11 protein-coding genes are annotated in these 16,971 nt (G+C 66.2%); 3 read left to right on the top strand and 8 right to left on the bottom strand.

Features of this window, described 5'->3' with window-relative positions; all coding sequences use genetic code 11:
• The 3 genes from HA630_RS21555 to HA630_RS21545 all read right to left on the bottom strand — a co-directional run.
• Positions 1-311 (bottom strand): ABC transporter permease subunit (locus HA630_RS21555; protein WP_407061936.1); only part of this gene is annotated, 311 nt, incomplete at its 3' end.
• Between the two features lie 99 nt (positions 312-410).
• A complete protein-coding gene (locus HA630_RS21550; RefSeq protein WP_166835446.1) occupies positions 411-1,598 on the bottom strand; it encodes an ABC transporter substrate-binding protein in 1,188 nt (395 codons plus the stop codon).
• A gap of 84 nt (positions 1,599-1,682) precedes the next feature.
• Complete coding sequence (locus HA630_RS21545) at positions 1,683-2,165, bottom strand: flavodoxin domain-containing protein (protein WP_166835448.1); 483 nt, start codon at positions 2,163-2,165, stop codon at positions 1,683-1,685.
• A gap of 190 nt (positions 2,166-2,355) precedes the next feature.
• Between HA630_RS21545 and purL the strand changes: the two genes are divergently transcribed.
• Together purL and HA630_RS21535 are read left to right on the top strand one after the other, a co-directional pair.
• Positions 2,356-6,381, top strand: coding sequence for a phosphoribosylformylglycinamidine synthase (purL, locus tag HA630_RS21540; RefSeq protein WP_166835450.1), 4,026 nt, complete (start codon positions 2,356-2,358; stop codon positions 6,379-6,381).
• Positions 6,382-6,472: 91 nt separating this feature from the next.
• Positions 6,473-7,012: a hemerythrin domain-containing protein gene (locus HA630_RS21535; protein WP_166835452.1), complete on the top strand. Its 540-nt coding sequence runs from the start codon at positions 6,473-6,475 to the stop codon at positions 7,010-7,012.
• Positions 7,013-7,024: 12 nt separating this feature from the next.
• Here HA630_RS21535 and HA630_RS21530 read toward each other — a convergent pair whose 3' ends face one another.
• Complete coding sequence (locus HA630_RS21530; RefSeq protein ID WP_166835454.1) at positions 7,025-9,004, bottom strand: U32 family peptidase; 1,980 nt, start codon at positions 9,002-9,004, stop codon at positions 7,025-7,027.
• 93 nt (positions 9,005-9,097) lie between these two features.
• A complete protein-coding gene (locus HA630_RS21525; RefSeq protein ID WP_166835456.1) occupies positions 9,098-10,567 on the bottom strand; it encodes a sensor histidine kinase in 1,470 nt (489 codons plus the stop codon).
• Between the two features lie 166 nt (positions 10,568-10,733).
• On the opposite strand from HA630_RS21525, the gene HA630_RS21520 reads away from it, so the two are divergent.
• Positions 10,734-11,348 (top strand): response regulator transcription factor, encoded by a 615-nt coding sequence (locus HA630_RS21520; RefSeq protein WP_166835458.1) that lies wholly within the window; start codon positions 10,734-10,736, stop codon positions 11,346-11,348.
• A 10-nt stretch (positions 11,349-11,358) separates the two neighbouring features.
• On the opposite strand, the gene HA630_RS21515 is transcribed toward HA630_RS21520, so the two are convergent.
• From HA630_RS21515 to HA630_RS21505, 3 genes are all read right to left on the bottom strand, one after another.
• Positions 11,359-13,467, bottom strand: a complete 2,109-nt coding sequence (locus HA630_RS21515) for an HlyD family efflux transporter periplasmic adaptor subunit (RefSeq protein ID WP_371809253.1) — start codon at positions 13,465-13,467, stop codon at positions 11,359-11,361.
• 3 nt (positions 13,468-13,470) lie between these two features.
• On the bottom strand, positions 13,471-14,871 hold the full coding sequence (locus tag HA630_RS21510) for an efflux RND transporter periplasmic adaptor subunit (RefSeq protein WP_166835460.1): 1,401 nt from the start codon (positions 14,869-14,871) through the stop codon (positions 13,471-13,473).
• Positions 14,868-16,971: hypothetical protein (locus tag HA630_RS21505; RefSeq protein WP_208300211.1), on the bottom strand; the 2,104-nt coding region annotated here is incomplete at its 5' end. The genes HA630_RS21505 and HA630_RS21510, both read right to left, overlap by 4 nt.

Genomic DNA, 16,971 nt, shown 5'->3' with positions numbered 1-16,971 from the left:
ATGAGGCCGAAGGTCAGCAGCACCTGGTCGAGGTGGTCCCGCTTGTAGAAGTGGCGAAACAGCAGCCATTCCAGTGCCAACCCCAGCACCACCGACAGGGCCGCCCCGACCACTATGGCCAAGAACAGGCTGCCGAAGGCGCTGGACAGCGACCACGCCATGTAGGCCCCGAGCATGTAGAAGCTGCCGTGGGCGAGGTTGACCACGCCCATGATGCCGAAGATCAGCGTCAGGCCGGCGGCCAGCATGAACAGCAACAGGCCGTATTGCAGGCTGTTGAGCAGCTGGATCAGAAAGTTCGCGAAGTCCATGGGTGGTCACTCGGGCAAAAAAAGAGCGGCGCAACGCATGCGGGGGCATGGTCGCCGCTCGTTCGTCGGACACGGCGGGGCGGGCCCCGCCTGCCAAGGTCAGGCCATCTTGCAGCCGGTGGCCGGGTCGGCCACGGCTTTTTGCGCAATGCCGATGACCTTGTTTTCCTTGTTTTCCACCTTGCGCAGGTACATGTCCTGCACCGGGTTGTGGGCCTTGCTCATGGTCCACTTGCCGCGCGGGCTGTCGATCACGGCGCCCTCCATGGCGGCGTACAGGTCTTTCTTGTTCGACAGGTCGCCCTTGACCTTGTTGGCGCCCTGGACCAGCAGCAGGCCGGTGTCGTACCCTTGCACGGCGTACACGTCGGGCTGCATCTTGAAGGCCTTGGCGTAGTTCAGGCGGAACTGCTTGTTGCGCGGGGTGTCCAGCGAGTCGCTGTAGTGCATGGTGGTCAGCACGCCGTTGGCGGCCTCGCCGGCGGCTTCCAGCACGCCTTCGGTCAAGAAGCCGGAGCCGTAGAGCTGGATGGTCTTGTGCAGGCCGGCGGCGTGGAAGTCGCGCAGGAACTTGGCCGCGCCACCGCCGGCGAAGAAACAAGCCACGGCGTCGGGTTTGAGGGCGGCGATTTCGGTCAGCAGCGCCTGGAATTCCACGTTCGGGAAGGGCAGGCCCAGCTTTTTCACGATGGTGCCGCCGGCGGCGGTGTAGCTCTGCTCGAAGCCTTCGTAGGCCTCTTCGCCCGCGGCGTAGTTCCAGGTGATCCAGACCGCCTTCTTGTGGCCGCGTTCGACCATGGCCTTGCCCAGCGCCAGCGTGGGCTGGGAGTTGGTGAAACTGGTGCGGAACACGTTGGGCGCACACAGGGCGCGGGTGGCGGCGTGCACCCCGGCGTTGGGGATGAGGCTGAGCACACCGGTGTCGCGGGCCACGCGGTGGATGCCCATCTGCACCCCGGAATGGACGGTGCCGACCAGCACGTCGACCCGGTCGCGCTGGACCAGGCGCTGGGCGTTTTCGATGCCCTTGGCCGGGTTGGATTCGTCGTCCACTTTGAAGAACTCGACCTCGCGGCCACCGAGCTTGCCGCCCTGTTCGTCCAGCGCCATGCGGAAGCCGTTTTCGATGGCCACGCCCAGCTGGGCAAAGGTGCCGGTGTAGGGCAGCATGAAGCCCACCCGCACCTTGTTGGACTGGGCCAAGGCCAGCTGCGGCAGCAGCAGGCCGCTGGAAGCGGCGCCGAACAAGGCGGCACCGTGGGTGAGAACGTGGCGGCGGGTGGTCATGTGGGGGTCTCCTGTGTTGAAAAGGTGCTGCGATGCTAGGCGCGAACGGGTCGGGGCACGATGCTGGCTTACCCTGAAGGCGGGTCAGGCCTGGGGCGCGGCGGCGCGCAGCGCGGGCAGGTGGCTGGTGAGCCAGTCGCGGCACCAGGCGATGCCGGCGTCTTCGGCCACCACGCCGCTGCTGGCGTCGTGGGTCCAGACCTCGCCCAGGCGCTGCGCGCCCAGGTCGGTCAATTTCTCATCGAACTGGCGGCCGCCCATGGCGAAGGTCATGGGGTAGCTGCCCTGGTCGCCCAGCGCCATCACGCCGTAGCGCACGTGGCCCAGGTAAGTGGGGGCACTGCACAGGCTGGCCAGCAGCGCCTGGGCGTTGTCGGGCACGTCGCCGCTGCCGTAGGTGGCGGTGCAGATCAGGAACAGGGCGGGCTCGTCAAACACCGAGGCGTCCAGGCCATCCATCAACTGCACCTCGATCTGCTCGACCAGGTCGGCGCAATCCAGTTCGATGGACTGCGCCACGCTTTCGGCGGTTTGGGTGGTGGTGCCCACCAGGATCTTCAGTTTCATGGGTCTGGAGTGGCCGCGGCGACCGCGTGATGCACTAAATTGCCTTTGATAGCATGCAATATACTGCATGAATGTCGTTGCAACGACTCAGGTAAACCCTAGGTGCAGAGCGCTGCCTCAGACTGGGCTGGCGGGGTCGGGGCGGCATCTGCCGGTAAAATTCGGGGTTACTTTTCACTCAGGCCACACCGTGACCCAGCACATCACCCCGATCGAGGGCGGCGACGCACTCGGCAACTTCCGCGCCCAGCAACTCCTGCCCCGCCTGCAAGCCGTCAGCGACAAGATCGTGGGCCTGTCGGCCCGTTTTGTGCACCTGGTGGACACGCTGGAGCCCTTGCCCCCGGAATTGTTGCCGAAGTGGCAGGCCCTGCTGACTTATGGTGAGCCCTACGCCGGCCCCAGCGACGGCCCGCTGGTGGTGGTGACCCCGCGCATTGGCACCGTGTCGCCCTGGGCCTCCAAAGCGACCGACATCGCCCGCAACTGCGGCTTTGCGGTCAAGCGGGTCGAGCGCATCACCGAATACCGCCTGGTGCTGAAGTCGGGCCTGCTGGGCAAGGCCAGCCTGAGCACCGAGCAGTGGCAGCAGGTGGCCGGGCTGTTGCACGACCGCATGACCGAAAGCGCCGTGGACAGCCGCGCCGCCGCCCACCGCCTGTTCACCGAGCTGGAGCCCCAGCCGATGGAGCACGTGGACGTGCTGGGCGGGGGCCCTGAAATGGGCCGAAAAGCGCTGGAGCGGGCCAACGTGGCCTGGGGCCTGGCGCTGGCCGACGACGAGATCGACTACTTGGTCAACGCCTTCCACGGGCTGGGCCGCAACCCCACCGACGTGGAGCTGATGATGTTCGCCCAGGCCAACAGCGAACATTGCCGCCACAAGATTTTCAACGCCCAGTTCACCATCGACGGCGCGGCGCAGGACAAGAGCCTGTTTGCGATGATCCGCAACACCCACCAGCTGGCGCCGCAGCACACGGTGATCGCCTACGCCGACAACGCCTCGGTGATGGAAGGCCACCGCCTGGAGCGCTTCGTGGCCCAGGCCGGCGGCGACACCAGTCCGGCCTACGCCAAGGAAACGGTGACCCAGCACGTGCTGATGAAGGTGGAAACCCACAACCACCCGACCGCGATTTCGCCCTTCCCCGGTGCCTCCACCGGCGCCGGCGGCGAGATCCGCGACGAGGGCGCGACCGGCCGCGGCTCCAAGCCCAAGGCCGGCCTGACCGGTTTCACCGTGTCCAAGCTGTGGAACGGCTGGGCCGACCAGCCCGGCGGCAAGCCCGAGCACATCGCCAGCCCGCTGCAGATCATGACCGAAGGCCCGCTGGGCGGCGCCGCCTTCAACAACGAATTCGGCCGGCCCAACCTGCTGGGCTACTTCCGCGAGTACGAGCAGACCGTGGCCAGCGACGTGGACACGCTGCGCCGCGGCTACCACAAGCCCATCATGATCGCCGGTGGCCTGGGCGGCATCGACGCGCGCCAGACCCAGAAGATCGAATTCCCCGCGGGCACGCTGCTGATCCAGCTGGGCGGCCCGGGCATGCGCATCGGCATGGGCGGCGGGGCCGCCAGTTCCATGGCCACCGGTGTCAACGCCGCCGACCTGGACTTCGACTCGGTGCAGCGCGGCAACCCCGAGATCGAGCGCCGCGCGCAAGAGGTGATCAACCACTGCTGGGCGCAGGGCGAGGCCAACCCCATCCTGGCCATCCACGACGTGGGCGCGGGCGGCCTGTCCAATGCCTTCCCGGAACTGACCAACGACGCTGGCCGGGGCGCGCGCTTTGATCTGCGCGCCGTGCCGCTGGAGGAGTCGGGCCTGGCGCCCAAGGAAATCTGGTCCAACGAGAGCCAGGAGCGCTACGTGCTGGCCATCGCGCCGGCCTCGTTGCCGCAGTTCCAGGCCTTCTGCGAGCGCGAGCGCTGCCCCTTTGCCGTGGTGGGCGTGGCCACCGAAGAGCGCCAGCTGGTGCTGGCCGACGCGGGCGCCGAAAGCCCGGTGGACATGCCCATGGACGTGCTGCTGGGCAAGCCGCCCAAGATGCACCGCGACGTGCGGCGCGTGTCGCGCCAGGTGGCCCCGCTGGACCTGACCGGCGTGGCGCTGCAACAAGCCGTCATCGACGTGTTGAGCCACCCGACGGTCGCCTCCAAGCGCTTTTTGGTCACCATCGGCGACCGCACCGTGGGGGGCCTGAGCCACCGCGACCAGATGGTGGGCCCGTGGCAGGTGCCGGTGGCCGACTGCGCCGTGACCCTGGCCGACTACGCCGGCTTTGCCGGCGAGGCCATGAGCATGGGCGAGCGCACGCCGCTGGCCGCGCTGGACGCCCCGGCCTCCGGCCGCATGGCCGTGGCCGAAGCCATCACCAACCTGCTGGCCGCGCCGTTCGAGCTGCCGCGCGTCAAGCTCAGCGCCAACTGGATGGCCGCGTGCGGCGAGGCCGGCGAAGACGCCGCCCTGTACGACACGGTGCGCGCCGTGGGCATGGAACTGTGTCCGGCGCTGGGCATCAGCATCCCGGTGGGCAAGGACAGCCTGTCGATGCGCACCCAGTGGCAGGCCGACGGCGCCACGCAGAAAGTCAGCTCGCCGGTGAGCCTGATCGTGACCGCCTTTGCCACCCTGCCCGACGTGCGCGGCACCCTGACGCCGCAACTGGACGCGCAGGAAGACGACACCACCCTGGTGCTGGTGGACCTGGGCAAGGGCCGGCACCGCATGGGCGGCTCCATCCTGGCGCAGGTGCTGAACCAGCCCGGCGGCGCCGTGCCCGACCTGGACGACGCCGAGGACCTGAAGCGCCTGGTCGATGCGGTCAATGCCCTGCGCGCGCAGGGCCAGATCTTGGCCTACCACGACCGCAGCGACGGCGGCCTGCTGGCCGCGGTGGCCGAAATGGCCTTTGCCGGCCACGTGGGCGTGAGCCTGAACGTGGACATGCTGGTGACCGAAGGCGACGGCATCCACGACAGCCGGATGGACACCGGCGACGCCAAGAATTGGGCCGCCCAGGTGAGCGCGCGGCGCGAGGAACTGACCCTCAAGGCGCTGTTCAACGAAGAACTCGGCGTGGTGCTGCAGGTGAAAACCGCCCAGCGCAACGCCGTCATGCAGACCTTGCGCGAGCACGGCCTGAGCAAGCACAGCCACTTCATCGGCAAGACCCGGCCGGCCAGTTCCCCGATCGACCTGGGCAAGGGCGAGTTGCAGGTCTGGCGCGACACCAAGTGCGTCTTCAGCGCCAGCCTGTTCGACCTGCACCAGGTGTGGGACAGCGTGAGCTGGAAAATCAACCAGCAGCGCGACAACCCCGCTTGCGCCGACGCCGAACACGCCGCCGCCGGCGTGCCGAGCGACCCAGGCCTGCACGTGGCGCTGACCTTCGACCCGGCCGACAACGTGGCCGCGCCCTACCTGAACCTGGCTCGCCCGAAAGTGGCCATCCTGCGCGAGCAAGGGGTGAACTCGCACGTGGAGATGGCCTACGCCTTCCACGAGGCCGGCTTCGACGCCCACGACGTGCACATGACCGACCTGCAGACCGGCCGTGCCCGCCTGCAGGACTTCCAGGGTGTGGTGGCCTGCGGCGGTTTCAGCTATGGCGACACCTTGGGTGCCGGCATCGGCTGGGCGCGCAGCGTCACCTTCAACCCGGTGTTGTCCGAGCAGTTCCAGGGCTTTTTCGGCCGTACCGACACCTTCGGCCTGGGTGTGTGCAACGGTTGCCAGATGTTTGCCGAGCTGGCCGACATCATCCCCGGCGCCGAGGCCTGGCCGCGCTTCACCACCAACCAGAGCGAGCGCTTCGAGGCCCGCCTGTCGATGGTGGAAGTGTTGGATTCACCCAGCCTGTTCCTGCAGGGCATGGCCGGCAGCCGCCTGCCGATCGCGGTGGCGCACGGCGAGGGCTACGCCAACTTCAAGCACCGCGGCAACCCGGCCCAGGCCATTGCCGCCATGCGCTTCGTGGATAACAGCGGCGCCGCCACCGAGCAGTACCCGTTCAACCCCAACGGCAGCGCCGGCGGCCTGACGGCGGTGACCACCGCCGACGGCCGCTTCACCGCCATGATGCCGCACCCCGAGCGCGTGTTCCGCAACGTCCAGATGAGCTGGACCGACCTGGCCCGCAGCGGTGGGCTGGACGCCGCCAGCCCCTGGATGCGCATCTGGCGCAACGCCCGCAAATGGGTGGGTTGACGCGCCCCGGCACCGAAGCTTGACGCGGGTCAAACCCGGGGGGAAACGGCCGGACTAGACTGCTCCCAGTCCCACACCGGAGTTTTCCCCCATGACCTTGGCCACGCCCGTTCAAGACGAACCCATCCAAGACTTCACCCAGTGCCACGCCGGCATCGTGCGCAAACTGGACACCCTGGCCGAGCTGCCGGCCTTGCTGGCCCCGGCGGCGCGGGCCCGTGAGATCGCCGAACAGGCGGTGGATTTTTTCCGCGAAGCCATTTTCGAGCACCACCTGGACGAGGAACGCGAACTGTTCCCGGCGGTGTTGGCCAGCGCCGAGAAGGGCGCCGAATGGACCCGGGTGCAGGCCATGGTGCAGCGGCTGACCGACGAGCACCGCGCCCTGGAACAGGTGTGGAAGCGGCTGGAGCCGGGCCTGAAAAAACTCGCCAAAGGCCAACCCGCCGACGTGGACGTGGCCGCGATCGACCAATTGGTGGGGCAATACCAGGCACACGCCCGCTACGAGGAGGCCGAGTTCCTGCCGCTGTCGCAGACCATACTGGGGCGCAACGCCAACCACATGGCGGCGCTGGGCATGTCGCTGCACATGCGCCACAACCGCGCCCCGCTCAACGCCTACGTCTGAGCGAGCGGCGGTTCACACCGTGGGGGCGGTGGGCCGGGTGCGGTAAAAGCGCAGCGGGCTGGCCGGCACCTGGTTCAACACACTGCGCTTGATCTTGCCGACCACGTGCATCTCGCACGGTTTGCAGTCGAAGCGCAGGGTGAGCTTTTCCTTGCCGTTGATGAGCTGCAGCGGCTCGGCGCGCACCGTGCCCTGCACCCCGGTCACCCCCTTGGCCTGCTTCGGGCACAGGCTCAGGCTGAAGCGCACGCAGTGCTTGGTGATCATCAGGCTCACCTCGCCTTCTTCCTCTTGGCTTTCGTAGGCGGACGCAATCACCTGCACGCCGTGGCGGGCATAAAAGTCCCGCGCCTTGTGGTTGTACACGTTGGCCAGGTAGCTCAAGGTGTCCTCGGGGTAGGGCGTGGGCGGCTCCACCGGGGTGGCGCGCGGCAGGCGCGGCAGGGCCTGCGCGCGGGCGGCTTCCAGGGCCGCCACCGCGTCGCGGCGCAAAGCGTTGAGCACCGAGGCCGGCACGAACCAGGGCTGCGCCAGCTCCAGCGCGGTGTCCAGCGGGGTGAACACGGTGTCGCCCAGCCGGCCCAGTTGCTCGCGGAGCTTGTCGGTGGCCAGCACCGGGTCTTTGGCCGCTTGCAACGCCAGCGCCACCTGGGCCTGGCCGGTGTGGCCGGCCTCGTCGGTCAGTTGCAGCGTCAGCCCGTCGGCGTGGTCGCGCAGCGTCATCCAGACGCCGATGCGCCGCTCGGCGGATTTTTTCTCCAGCGCGCGCACCCAGTCCATGCTGCGGTTGCGGTTGATTTCTGTGCCCGGGCGCAGGTCTTTGAAGCCGGCCATCGGGTCTTTGGGGAAGATGCGCCACAGCCGGTTGCGCGGGCCTGGGCCCAGCGCTTCGACCCGGTTGGTTTGCAGGCCCACGAGCTCCTTTTGCAGGTCGTAGTAGCACAGGCCGTCGCCGTTGCTCAGGGCGGTGGCCGGGTCGTTCAGCTCCAGGTCCACGCTGTTGGGGTGGACCTTCGTCACCCAGCCGATGGCCTGGCCGGGGTTCTTGGGCGTGTCGAAGGCGCCAATGTCCTCCTGGCGGCCCTGGACGAAGTAATCGGTGAACTCGCGGTTGAAGTTCTGGTTCGGGTCGGGCCGGAAGAAGAAGGTGCACTCGCCGTGCGAGGCGCGGGCCAGTTCGGGGCGTTCCTCCAGAATCTCGTCCAGCAGCACGCGGTAGTGGGCGGTGAGGTTTTTCACGTAGCCCATGTCCTTGTAGCGGCCTTCGATCTTGAAGCTGCGCACGCCGGCGTCGATCAGGGCGCGCAGGTTGTCGCTCTGGTTGTTGTCCTTCATGGACAGCACGTGCTTGTCGTGCGCCACGATACGGCCCTGGCTGTCCTTCACCTCGTAAGGCAGGCGGCAGGCCTGGGAACAGTCGCCCCGGTTGGCGCTGCGGCCGGTGTGGGCGTGGCTGATGTAGCACTGGCCACTGTAGGCGACGCAGAGCGCGCCGTGGATGAAGAATTCCAGGTTGCAACGGGCGGGGTCGGTCGCGGCGCGGATGGCGGCAATTTGCGCCAGCGTCAGTTCACGGGCCAGCACGATCTGGTTCAGCCCGGCGTCTTGCAGGAAACGGGCTTTTTCCGGGGTGCGGATGTCGGTCTGTGTGCTGGCGTGCAGCTGGATCGGCGGCAGGTCCAGCTCCAGCAGGCCCATGTCCTGGATGATCAGCGCGTCCACCCCGGCGTCGTGGTACTGTTGGATCAGCTGGCGCGCGGGCTCCAGTTCGTCGTCGCGCAGGATGGTGTTGAGCGTGACGAACACCCGGCTGTGGTAGCGGTGGGCGTGGCGCACCAGGCGCTCGATGTCGGCCACCGAGTTGTCGGCGCTGGCCCGCGCCCCGAACGACGGCCCGCCAATGTAGACGGCATCGGCACCGTGGTTGACGGCTTCGATGCCGATGTCGGCGTCGCGCGCGGGGGAAAGCAGTTCGAGTTGGTGGGGCAGCATAAGTGGGCCAAAACCTGAAAAGGGGGCAACCGCGTATTGTCGACGGAAAGCCGCCGGGGTGCCAAGCGGCCGCAGCGGTGCAGGTGTCCGGGTTCAGGTGAGCAGGGGCAAACGGATTTCCACCACGGCCCCCTGGCCGGCCGGTGCCACGGCGTTGTACGCCAGCAGTTCCCCGCGCCAAGATTCCACAACCATTTGGGCAAAACTCAGGCCCACGCCGACGCCATCGTCTTTGGTGGTTTGCAAGGCCAAGCCCGGTTTCAGCGCCAAACCGGCGGGCAAGCCGTGTCCGTTGTCTTGCACGCGGAGCACGCCGTAGGCCATGCCGTGTTCCTGAACCTGTCCCGTGGTCAGCAGGATGCGCCCCTCGGGTATTTGGTCGCCACGCAAGGACTCGAAGGCATTGGTCACCACGTTGAAAATCACCCGTTGCAGCAACACCCGGTTGACCCGGACGACACCGCCCGAAGGGTCTTCCGTCCGCCGCTCCAGCCGCACGTGTTGGCGTTGGGCCTGGGTTTGCAGAATCGGCAGCAATTCGTCCAGCACCTCGTCCCACGTCAGCGGCTCCAGCGGGGCTTGCTGGCCGGCCATCAAGGTGCGCAGGGTGGTCAGGGTGGACGCCATTTTGTTGACCATGGTCAGGGCGTGTTGCACGCTGGGGTTCGGCTGGCCGGTTGGAGCGGCGTCGCGCAGGCTCATGCCGTCCAGAATCGACAGCAGGGCCTGCAAGGGTTGGCTGATCTCGTGGACGATGGCCGAGTTGTACACGGCCAAATTGCTGACCGCCGAAAAGCGTGAATTCAGCAAAATCATTTCGTCGCGCTGACGGACCAGGGCTTGCAACTCTTGTGTGTGCTGTTCCGCCAGTCGCTGCTGCTCGTTGGCGCGCGCTTCTGCCAGTTGGTGAGCCAATTGCCGCTGGTGCAGCTTTTCCATCACAAAGCCCCCGTAGCCCAACACATGCAGCACCGACACCAGCGTCACCACCACCACCGCCACATTGGTGGCCGGTGACCCGGCAAATGCGTCGGGGCCACCACCATCCACCAGCGCCTGAAACAGCCGAAGCCCGTTGGGCAACAACACCACACCTATGCCCAGCGCCACCATGAGCAGGCCACGGCTGTCGTGACGCCGGCTCACCCGCCACAGCAGCACCATCAACCACACATCGCCCAGTACCAGCAGCGTCAGGTTGATGGTGTAACCCACCGACATGCGCAAGCCCTGGGCTTGCAGCCACCATTGAAACGCCGCGTAAGCCACCCAAGTGGCGGCGGCCAGGCGCCAAGGGATGGCAGGGCGCTCCAGTTCCCAACGCATGGATTCAAGGGCCAGGCCCACCGCCAGCACAAACAGCACTGCGGCCTCGGCAGAAAATCGTCCCCAGTAGCCGACCAGGCCCAAGGCCACCGCGTTGCACGCCACGGCGGAAAACCACAGGCGGGCGCCCCGGTCGCGGGTGCCGCGCATGAACAACCACACCAGCACGGGTAACCCAAAGATGAGCGTGGCGCTCAGCACCAACAGCAACTGAAACGCTGGGAAGTTGCTGGGCATCACGTGGGAGCCGGGTCTGCGGGTGGCGCGGCAGCGGGCCGCCAGCACAGCACCCCCGGCGGCATGGCAGGATTTGTCACAGGGGGCCTATCCAATTGGGTAAAGACAGAATAAGTGATTGCTATATTATGAACCTCATGGCATTTTTTGTTCATTTCCATCCGTGATGCGTCAGCAAGGCCACGTTTACCTGGTGGATGACGACCCAGATGTGCGCTTTTACCTGGGCGACCTGTTGCGACAACTCGGCTACAGCGTGGCCACCTACGAGGATGCCGACGTATTCTTCCACCAGGCGATGGACCTGTCGCCCGCTGTGGTGCTGATAGACATGCGCATGCCTGGATTGAGCGGTGTGCAAGCCCAGCAAAGGCTGCGGGAAATCGGTCGTCACACGCCGGTGGTGTTCATCAGTGGGGAAAGCCAGCCGCAAGAGATCATCGACGCCATGAAAGGCGGGGCGGTGGACTTTTTGATCAAGCCCTTCAACCGCGAGCAATTGGTGGCCGCCGTGGACCAGGCGCTGGCGCACGACGCCGCCGAGCGCGACCGTTTTGTGCGACTGACCCGCGCCAACCGCCTGTTCCAGACGCTGACCGAGCGGGAAAAAGAGGTGTTCTTCCTGATCTTGCAGGGTCATGGCAACATGGCCATTGGGGAGCAAACGGGCGTGCAGGCCGGCACGGTGAAGAAACACCGTGCCGCCGTGTACGAAAAATTCGGCGTGGCCAGCACCGCCGAGTTGATGGACGCGTGCCAAGGGCTGGGCCTGCGGCCCTGACCCCGCCGCGTCAAAAGCCCATTTCCCGCACCAGCACCGCCAAGCCCTGTTTCAGGTAGCGGCTGGCGGGCGCGCTCCAGTCGGCATGGATGGTGACGCGCCCCCGCCAAGTCATACGGTGCCACTCGGGCGGTAGCGGGCCTTGTGGTTCCAGCGTCACGCGGTAAATGGCCCGCTCGGGCACCAGTTGCCCCGCTTTTTCCCGGGTGAGCACGTGCCCGCCCAAGTGGGCGGCCAGTTCCGGGCGAGGCAGCACGCGTGAAGCGTCCTCGTCCACGGCCACCACCCGCAGCCGCAGACTGGCATGCGTGGGGCCGTCGGCGATGAACACCGCGCGGTCACCGGCTTTCACGCGCTGCACCACGTCTTCTTCCAGCCAGGTGTCCACTTGCCAGCGGCCGTCGTCGCGCACCAGCACCGCGACCTTTTCCTGGCGTTGCAGCCACTGGCCCACCCGCAGGTCAGGGTCAAGGTCGCGCAACCGCCCGGCATAAGGGGCGACCGGGTTGTAGTGGCGCAACTCGGTGTCCAGGCTGACCAACTCGGCCTCGGCGGTTTGCAGCGCGTCTTCGTGCACCAACAGGCGGTTGCGGGTTTCGGCATCGAACGCGGCCGAGGCGGCTTGCCAGCGCGCCTGCTTGAGCCGCGCCTCCAGGGCCTGGCGGCGCAACTGCAGGTCGGGCACATAAAGCCGAACCAGGGTGTCGCCAGCCTGGACGTGCGCTCCTTCGCCAAAAGGCAGTTCTTCTACCCGCGCGCCAGACGGGGCGAACACCGGCCACATTTCTGCCGGGTGCAGCATGGCGCTGGCCGTCACTCTGCCGGGCCAGGGCACCACGGTCAGGCCCAGCACCAAGGCCAGGACTCCCCCTGTCCAGCGGCTGCGGCGTTGCTGGCGGATGTCGGGCCAGCGTTGCCGCCACACCTTCAGTTCGCGCGCCACAGGCCACCACACGAACCACAGCAATTCCACCGCGAACAGCACCACCCCCAATGCTTTGAAAAAGTAGTGGTACACCAGCAAGGCAATCCCCAGAAACAGCACCAGGCGGTACAGCCAGGTGGCCCAGGCAAAGCCGATCAGCGCACGTTGCTGGTGTACGGGCAAGTGTTCCGGCGGTTCGTCGTTCAAGGCAAACAGCACCCGCCGCAGGTGCCAGCGCGCCAGCGCAAAGCTGCGTTCGTGCAGGTTGGGCCAATCCAGCCAGTCGGACAAGATGAAGTAGCCATCGAACCGCATGAAGGGGCTGGCGTTGATGGCCAGCGTGGCCACCCAACTGGTGGTGGCCAACACGAAAGCGGCCGATTGGAGGCCGCCTTCGGGCAACAGGCCCCAGGCCAGCGTGGCCCAGGCGGCAATGGCCAACTCCGTCAGAATGCCGGCCGAGGCCACCGCCAAACGTTGGCGGGGATGGGTCAGGCGCCAGGTTTCGTTGGTGTCGGTGTAGGCCACGGGCCACATCACCAAAAAAGCCAGCCCCATGGTAGGCACCCGACAACCCATGCGCTTGGCGGTGAAGGCGTGGCCCAGTTCGTGCAAAAACTTCACGCACACCAGCGCCACGCCGTAGGACACCAGCCCTTCCCAGTTGAAGGTGTCCACCAGCGAGGTGGTGAACACGTCCCAACGGCGCACCACCTGGGTCAAACCCAGCAGCAAGGCGGCCAGGGTCATGAACACGAAGGTGCGGGTGTAAAACGCACCCGCCACGCCTTGCCAGCGCCCCAGCCAGGCGTCGGGCCGCCACAGGGGGATGCGAAAAAACAGGTAATGGTGCAGCAACCATTTCAGCGGGCTGCCTTGCATCTGGGCCAGCCGGTCGGCCATTTGACGCGGGGTTTGGGCACCGCTGGGCTGCACCAGCTGGTTCTGCACCAGAAACTGGGCCACCGCCAGCACATCGTCGCGCCCCAGCTGCAGCGTGGTGTGCGCCGCGATGTCGTCTGCCATGGCCTGGGGGTCGTCCAAACCCCAGCGTTGCAGCACCTCGAAGGTGGGCCAGTCGATGCGGAAGAACAGGTTGCGCACCGGGTCGTGCAGGATCCAGCTGGGTTGGCCATCGGGCAGGGTCGGGCCGGGCAGCAGGTTCAGCTCATCGCGCAGCAAGGGCAAGGCCACGGCTCACACTCCCAGGGTGGTGCGCACCCAGGCCAGGGGGCGGCGCAGCATCCAGTAGCCCAGCGGCACCCACCCGCCGTTCAACTTGGCCGTGCCCTTCAGACCCACGCGGTGGGTGGTGGGGGCCGCCAGTGCGGCGCGCACGCGGTAGGCGTAGCTGCCGTCCGGGCGTTGCACCGCGTCGTGCGCCAGGTAGCGCAGTCGCGCGTTCACCGGCGACAGCGGGCTGGCGTTGAGGTAGAGCCTCACGGAAGCGTCGGGTGGCAGGGCGACCGCATCGGCCAGGGGCAACCAGGCTTCCACCTCGGCATCGCCCGGGGCGGCCAGGCGCATGATGCGCTCCCCCACGGCCACGGGCTTGCCGATCCATTCGGCCGGATCGTCGAACAAGGCCACCCCATCGGCCGGGGCCAACACCCGGGCGCGCTGCAGTTGCTCGCCCAGGTAGTCCACCTCGGCCCGCTTTTCTTCGATCTTGCCGGTCAGCAAAGCCAGTTGCTGGCGGTACTTGGCGTCCACCAGCGCCAATTGCATGGTTTGGCGGTATTCGGTTTCGGCTGTGGCCAGGGTTTGCTGGGCCACGTCCAGCTTGCTTTGGATCAAGGCTTCGTCAAAGCCGAACAGGGGCTGGTTTTTCTGGACCAACTGGTTGGGCTGGACGTGGAAGGTGTCCAGCACCCCGTCCAGTGGGGCGCGAACGACGACCGGTTGCGCCGGCACCAGTTCGCCCGGGGCCAGCACCGTCAGCCGCACGGGCAGGGCCAGTAACAGCAGCACGGCAGCGGCCCAACGCACGCGATTTTGGCGCCACCACGGGCGGTTGGGCTGGCGCAGGAAATGGTTGGCCAGCCGTTGGCGCAGCGCCCGCCAAGAACTCAGGCGTGGGCGGTGCAGGGCGTGGAAGGCGTGCCACCAGGCGCTGGTCCAGTCGCGCAACAGGGCCTCAGCTTGATCGGACCATGGTTCGTCACGCACCAGCAACAGCCCGGCTTGGGGCGGTGTGTCCGTGCCGTCGGTTGGGTGCGGCATGGGCAGCCACACGGCATGGGCAGGCCACCATTCGGCCCATTCGCGGGCCAGTTCGGGCGGCACGTCTTGCGCGGTGAAGGGGCGGGCTGCGCCCTTGGGCTGGTTGACCAGATGCTGGCAAACCGCCTGCAGCCAGAACCCGTACGGCGCATTGGCTTCGGGCTGCAACACGCCCGACAGGGTGTAGACCCCGCGGTCGGCCAGCCACAGCACGCCCTGGCGGTAAGGCGCCAAGGCGAGGGTGTCGTTCACCAGCAGGAAGCCCAGTTCCTGCGGGCTGGCGGCTTCGCGTGCGCGCCGTTGCAAATCCAGCAAAGCCGCCAGCGCCTGCACGGCGCGTGGGCCCGGCAGTCCGGTCTGGGCGGTCACTGTCATCCGGCTTGAGCCGCTGCGCGTTCAGCCGCAGGTCCAAGTGCCACCGGTTTGGCTTCCACCGGTGCCCGGCTCCAGTCCGCCCAAGGCGTCTGGCTGCGCTTGGCGGCCAGTTTCAACTGCTCGGTGAGGCTTAGACGGCCAGCCACTTTGGGCTTGGTTTTGTCGTCCCCGACAAAGAAGCGGAACGGTGCCACCGCTTCGCGGCCTTCCTGGTCGCGGGCGATCACCATCAGCTTGAGTTCGCGCTGGGCTTCCGGCAAATCGGCCGGCGGATTCACCGTGAACGTGCCGGATTGTGGGTCGAACACCACCCAGCTGGGAAGATCAGAGCCGTCCTGCAGCTTGGCGAGCAGTGTGATTTGAGCGTCCGCCTTCGTATGGGCAAAAGTGTCGTAGGGAATGGCGAAACGGCTTTCAGTGCCTGGATCGGCAAACTGGTCGGTCACAGCGTTGGCCAATGTGAGGTTGGGCGGCAGAGAGGTGTTGCCGGGCTCGGCCACCAGCACCGGGAAGCCGATGTCGCTGGTCAGAATGGCTTCCACCGGGAAGGTGCCGATGTCCAACTGCGGCGTGGGCGAGCTGACTTGCATCACCGTGGCGGAGTTGAAGGGGGGCAGGGGGGCTAGGGGCACTTCGGTGGGGCCAGGGGCCGGTGCGAGTGTGGGTGCTGGCGCAAGGGCCTCGGGGGGTGGGGCTTGGGTGACTGGGCGGTCGTCGTCCGGCAAACCGTCGGTAGGCGTGCCGGTGTCGTCATAGACCATACCTGAACCATCATCCAAGACCGTTGCTGTGTCGCTACCTGTCGAGCCGCCTGTGATAGACGCTGTCAGCGTGAAAATTTCTGCATTTTCAAATTCCAAATCGGAAGTCGTATTTACACGAACTTTAAAGTCAGTGATGCCGGCGGGCAATGTAAACGTTCCCCCACTAGGCACATTGACAGTTTGCGTGACATTGAATGCGTCCACAAAGGTCACGACCATGTCGGTGCTGTAGTCATCCCCCTCAGTGCTGACATTCCCCAGCGCCAGTGTCACCTCAACGTCGTATGCATAAGCGTTGGACAAGCTCGCATTGAACACCGCTGGACTGCCTTCAGAAACGTTGTCCTTGCCGGTAAGCGAAAGGGTCGGTCTGTCGTCGTCAGGCGTTCCTGGGTCGGTGTTGGGTCCAAGGTCTGTGGCGTCATCGCCGTCAGGGGCGGATCCATCGTCTTTGATGGTGCCCATGCCGCTGGTAACGCTGTTCATGAACTCCGTCTTGCCCGTAAGCATGAAGGTTTCAGGACCTTCGTAGTCGTTGTCGTCGTTGGTGATGACCTCAACCGTCAGCAAAGTCGTACCTGGCGGAACGGTGTAGCTGCCGTCAAGGTTTGGGATGATGATGGTGGAACCGACCTTTATCACCAGGGTGCTGTCAAAGTCTGTGCTCTCGGCGCTTTGGCCGGTGAGGCTGGTGCCAAAAGTGACGGTGTAATCTGCGTCAGCCTCGCCAACTGTGACGTTGAAAACGGCTGTTGAACCTTCCTCTACCGTGATGTTCGAGATCGACATCTGTGGCTTATCGTTGTCGTTGGTGGTGCCTGCATCGTCACCGTCGATGGAGCCGTCGTCATAGATGGTTCCAGTGCCGATGTCCGAGTCGGTGACGTAGCTCTCGGTGACGGCGGCGGACAGGGTGAAGGTCTCGGCGCCTTCGTAGACGTCGTCGGCGGTGGTTGGGACCTTGACGGTGAGCGTGGTCACACCCGCCGGGATGGTGTATTTGCCATTGATGTCGGCGGTCAGAGTCTGGGTGACGCTGTTGCTGTCAACGTAGGTCACGACCAGATTGGCCGGGTCGATGTCGCCAGACTCGGCCGTCAGCGGGTCGAGCACGGAGGTGGTGAACGCCACTTCCAGGTTGGACTCGCTGGCCTTGCTCAGGTTGACGGTGAAGACGGCGTTGCTGCCTTCTTCGACATCGACGTCGTTGATGGTCAGCGTCGGGCGGTCGTCGTCGTTGATGGTGCCTGCATCGTCACCGTCGATGGAGCCGTCGTCATAGATGGTTCCAGTGCCGATGTCCGAGTCGGTGACGTAGCTCTCGGTGACGGCGGCG

This window comes from Aquabacterium sp. A08 (genome assembly GCF_011742065.1).
Note: the sequence above shows the minus strand (reverse complement) of the source record. Positions and strands in the feature narration are given on the sequence as shown.